Source organism: Pseudomonas sp. NPDC086251, assembly GCF_044746405.1.
Classification (GTDB): Bacteria; Pseudomonadota; Gammaproteobacteria; order Pseudomonadales; family Pseudomonadaceae; genus Aquipseudomonas.
In genome coordinates this window covers 52,333-57,176 of the sequence record NZ_JBIVBY010000039.1, presented here as the reverse complement: position 1 = coordinate 57,176, position 4,844 = coordinate 52,333, and the positions used below count along the sequence as shown (strand labels likewise).

Here is a 4,844-nt window from a genome sequence, read left to right as displayed (position 1 = left end):
CTCATCTGCAAACAGGGAAGCACCACCAATGAGCCCCCCATCGATATCCGGCATGCCGAACAGTTCGACCGCATTGGCCGCCTTCACGCTGCCGCCGTATAGAAGCCGCACACCGTGTGCGACCTCAGAATTCTCTGCCGCCAACTGAGCGCGAATGGCTGAGTGCACATCCTGCGCCTGTTGCGGCGAAGCAGTCAGCCCGGTGCCAATGGCCCAGACCGGCTCGTAAGCAATTACTGCATTTGCAAAGACACCAACACCCAGCTTCTCAATGATACTGCCCAGCTGACGCCCGACAACCTCAAGAGTTTTCCCGGCTTCGCGTTGCTCGAGGGTTTCCCCTATGCACAACACCGGAATCAAGCCACATGCCTGTGCCGCTTCGAACTTGCGAATGAGTGTTTCATCATTCTCGCCGATGATCTGGCGACGTTCGGAGTGCCCGACGAGCACCAGGGAGCAACCCTCTTCGGCCAGTTGACCCGGTGCAATTTCACCGGTCAACGCACCTTGTTTGGATTCCACCGCAGCGTTCTGCGCGCCGACCTTGATCGACTTGCCTTCCAGCCCCTCAATCACTTGATTGATATGCAAGAAAGACGGAAATACTGCCACATCAACACCGCTCGGCAAGGCGAGATTACTCAAGCCCTTGATCAGCTCAGCGACGCTGGCGCGGGTACCGTGCATCTTCCAGTTACCAGCTACCATAGGGCGACGCATGCTGTACCTCGTCGGTCAAAGTGGGCGCAGATGTTACCCAACACAATCATGGCTGGCAAGCCGTAATCAGGCAGAAACTTCAGTAACCAGTTCTGCCAGCTCTTCGGCATAGCCACGAACCTGCGTTTCGTCCTCGCCTTCGACCATCACACGCACCAGCGGCTCCGTCCCGGACTTGCGCAACAGCACGCGACCACGACCAGCCATAGCCTGGGTAACGCGTTCGCTGGCCTCTTTGACAGAAGGATGATCGAGCGGGCTTGCACCACCGCCGAAACGCACATTGATCAGCACCTGAGGGCACTTGCGCAACGCCTGACGCGATTGAGCCAGCGATTCGGAGCGAGTCTTCAGCGCCATCAACACCTGCAGCGCAGCAATGATCGCATCACCGGTAGTGGTGTGACTGAAGCAGACAATATGCCCCGAATTTTCACCACCCAAGACCCAGTTGCGCTCCAGCAGGTCAGCGATCACATAGCGGTCGCCGACGTTGGCGCGCACAAAAGGAATCGACAGATCGGCCAGGGCCAGCTCCAGCCCCAGGTTACTCATCAGTGTGCCGACTACACCGCCGTGCAATTTGTCACGCCCATGCAGGTCGCGAGCGATGATGAACAACAGCTCGTCGCCGTCGACGACAGTGCCGGTGTGATCCACCATCAGGACCCGGTCACCATCACCGTCAAACGCAATACCCAAATCGGCGTGCTCAGCCAAAACGGCAGCCTGCAGCGGACCCATATGGGTCGAACCGCAATTTTCGTTGATGTTCAGGCCGTTAGGTTGCGCCGACAGTACAACGACGTCAGCCCCCAACTCACGAAACACACTCGGCGCCACCTTATAGGTCGCGCCGTGAGCGCAGTCGATCACGATCTTCAGACCTGCGAAGCTGGTACCGGTCGGGACGCTGCTCTTGCAGAATTCGATGTAACGACCCGAAGCGTCGTTAATCCGCGAAACCTTGCCGATCTTGCTCGACTCAACCACGGTCATCGGTGTGTCGAGCAACTCTTCGATCATCAGCTCGATTTCATCCGGAAGCTTGGTGCCCTTTCCGGAGAAAAACTTGATGCCGTTGTCATCATGAGGATTGTGCGAGGCACTGATCACGATGCCGGCTTCGGCATGAAAAGTACGCGTCAGGTAGGCGATGGCCGGTGTCGGCATCGGGCCCAAGAGCATCACGTCAGCACCTGCCGACGTCAGCCCGGCCTCGAGCGCCGATTCGAACATATAACCGGAGATCCGCGTGTCCTTGCCCACCAGCACCTTGCAGGCGCCCATTTTGCGGAATGCCATGCCCGCCGCCCAACCGAGCTTGAGCATGAAGTCAGGAGTAATCGGGTATTCGCCGACGCGACCACGAATGCCGTCGGTACCAAAATATTTTCTAGTCATAAGCGCTCCATCATTCTTATTCGGCTGATTCTACTGCGGCAATCATCCTCACCACATCGACTGTTTCGGCCACATCATGGACGCGCAATATACGCGCGCCCTTGATCGAAGCCAGCGCCGCGAGTGCCAGACCGCCATGTAGTCGCTCTCCGACCGGGCGATTCAAAGCCTGGCCTATCATGCTCTTTCGCGAAACCCCGACCAACAGGGGCCGCCCCAAGGCATGCAGGGCTTCCATATGCTTGAACAAGCTTAGATTGTGCTGCAGGTTTTTGGCGAAGCCAAAGCCGGGATCGAGGATGATCCGTTCAGCCGGAATCCCTACCGACGCACATTGAGCCATGCGCTCGGCGAGAAACTCGCCCACCTCTCTTGTAACGTCCTGATAGTGCGGATTGTCCTGCATATCACCCGGCTCACCGAGCATGTGCATCAGACAAACCGGCAGGCCTGTGGCCGCTGCGGCATCCAGAGCACCATCGCGTCGCAGCGCCCGCACGTCATTGATCAACCCCGCGCCAAGTCGTGCCGTTTCGCGCATGACCGCTGGCGTGGAGGTATCGACCGAGATAATGACATCCAGCTCGCGATTGATGCGCTCAACGATGGGCGCTACACGCTCCAACTCTTCCAGCGGTGAAACCGCCCTGGCACCCGGCCGGGTCGACTCGCCGCCAACATCGATCAGCGTCGCGCCAGCCGCCACCATGGCTTCGGCGTGGCGCAAGGCCGCATCGAGCTGGCTGTATTGGCCACCATCAGAGAAGGAATCAGGAGTGACATTGAGAATACCCATGACATGCGTCTGGGCCAAATCAAGAACCCGGTTGCCGCAAGGCAACCGGGTTGAGGACTGAACAGAAGTCATTTCAAACCTTAAACGTCAGCAGCCGGACCGCCGATCGGTGTTTCCGGACGCGGATCCTGCACTGCCGGAGGTGTTCCGGAAGTACCGGTGCCGCCCGACCAGTCGCGAGGCTCGCGAGGCGTACGACCCGCCATGATGTCGTCGATCTGATCAGCATCAATCGTTTCGTACTTCATCAGGGCATCGGCCATGGCGTCGAGCTTGTCACGGTTATCCGTGAGGATCTGCTTGGCCGTGCCGTAGCACTGGTCAATGATGCTGCGAACTTCGGAGTCGATCAGCTTGGCTGTCTCACCGGAGAAACTTGCACTCTGACCGCCACCGCCACGACCGAGGAACACTTCGCCCTCTTCTTCGGCGTACATCAACGGACCGAGTTTTTCCGACAGACCCCACTTGGTCACCATGTTCCGTGCAATCTGGCTGGCACGCATGATGTCGTTGGAAGCGCCGGTGGTGACGCCATCGAAGCCCAAGGTCATTTCTTCAGCGATACGGCCGCCGTACAGCGAGCAGATCTGACTGATCAACGCACGCTTGGACAGGCTGTAGCGATCTTCTTCCGGCAGGAACATGGTCACACCCAGCGCACGACCGCGCGGGATGATCGAGACTTTGTACACCGGATCATGCTCAGGCACGACACGACCCACGATAGCGTGGCCTGCTTCGTGATAAGCGGTGTTCTGCTTCTCTTTCTCGGACATGACCATCGATTTGCGCTCGGCGCCCATCATGATCTTGTCCTTGGCCAGTTCGAACTCTTTCATTTCGACGATGCGCTTGCCTGTGCGGGCAGCGAACAACGACGCCTCGTTCACCAGGTTGGCCAGGTCGGCACCGGAGAAGCCAGGCGTACCACGTGCGATGACGGCCGGAGCGACGTCGTCACCCATTGGCACTTTACGCATGTGAACCTTGAGAATTTGCTCGCGACCACGGATATCCGGCAGACCGACCACGACCTGACGGTCGAAACGGCCCGGACGCAGCAACGCAGGGTCCAGTACGTCTGGACGGTTAGTGGCGGCAATGACGATGATGCCGTCATTCATTTCGAAGCCGTCCATCTCTACCAGCAACTGGTTGAGCGTCTGCTCGCGTTCGTCGTGACCGCCGCCCATGCCGGCGCCACGGTGGCGACCAACGGCGTCGATTTCATCGATGAAGATGATGCACGGAGCGTGTTTCTTGGCCTGTTCAAACATGTCGCGAACACGGCTGGCACCGACACCGACGAACATCTCGACGAAATCGGAACCGGAAATGGTGAAGAACGGCACTTTGGCTTCGCCGGCAATCGCCTTGGCCAGCAAGGTTTTACCGGTACCCGGAGGACCCACCATCAGCACGCCGCGAGGAATACGGCCGCCCAGGCGCTGGAACTTGCCCGGATCACGCAGGAACTCGACCAGCTCACCGACTTCTTCCTTGGCTTCGTCGCAACCGGCAACGTCAGCCAGGGTGGTTTTCACCTGATCTTCGGAGAGCAGGCGCGCCTTGCTCTTGCCGAAGCTCATCGGCCCGCCTTTGCCACCAGCCCCACCCTGCATCTGCCGCATGAAGAACATGAACACGGCGATGATCACCAGGATCGGGAAGCTCGCGACCAGGAGTTGAGTCCAGATGCTCTGCTGCTCAGGCTGCTTGCCTTCGACTACGACGTGGTTGTCCACGAGGTCGCCGATCAGACCGTTGTCCTGGATTGCCGGACGAATGGTCTTGAAGCTGTCGCCATCGTTGCGCTTGCCGGTAATCACATAGCCATCAACGGCTACGCGCTCGACCTTGCCATCCTTGACCTGCTGGATGAAGTCGGAATAGTTGAGGGTCTGCGGGTCGTTGGGGC

3 protein-coding genes and 1 pseudogene are annotated in these 4,844 nt (G+C 58.8%); all 4 read right to left on the bottom strand.

Annotated elements, in window-relative coordinates; translation table 11 throughout:
* A partial coding sequence (gene tpiA, locus ACIPL2_RS30620; protein WP_401363248.1) for a triose-phosphate isomerase occupies window positions 1-723 on the bottom strand: 723 nt, incomplete at its 3' end.
* Window positions 724-789: 66 nt separating this feature from the next.
* The gene (glmM, locus tag ACIPL2_RS30615) at window positions 790-2,127 is read right to left on the bottom strand and encodes a phosphoglucosamine mutase (protein ID WP_401363245.1); all 1,338 of its coding nucleotides are present in this window, start codon (window positions 2,125-2,127) and stop codon (window positions 790-792) included.
* Window positions 2,128-2,143: 16 nt separating this feature from the next.
* Window positions 2,144-2,995 (bottom strand): dihydropteroate synthase, encoded by an 852-nt coding sequence (gene folP / locus ACIPL2_RS30610; RefSeq protein WP_401363242.1) that lies wholly within the window; start codon window positions 2,993-2,995, stop codon window positions 2,144-2,146.
* 8 nt (window positions 2,996-3,003) lie between these two features.
* Window positions 3,004-4,842 (bottom strand): annotated as a pseudogene (ftsH, locus tag ACIPL2_RS30605) (ATP-dependent zinc metalloprotease FtsH); the annotation flags it as partial.
* Between the last annotated feature and the right edge of the window lie 2 nt (window positions 4,843-4,844).

Bases quoted from the DNA above. Each gene is read 5' to 3' on its own strand.
- folP (WP_401363242.1), bottom strand. From the start codon at position 2,995: ATGACTTCTGTTCAGTCCTCAACCCGGTTGCCTTGCGGCAACCGGGTT.
- glmM (WP_401363245.1), bottom strand. From the start codon at position 2,127: ATGACTAGAAAATATTTTGGTACCGACGGCATTCGTGGTCGCGTCGGC.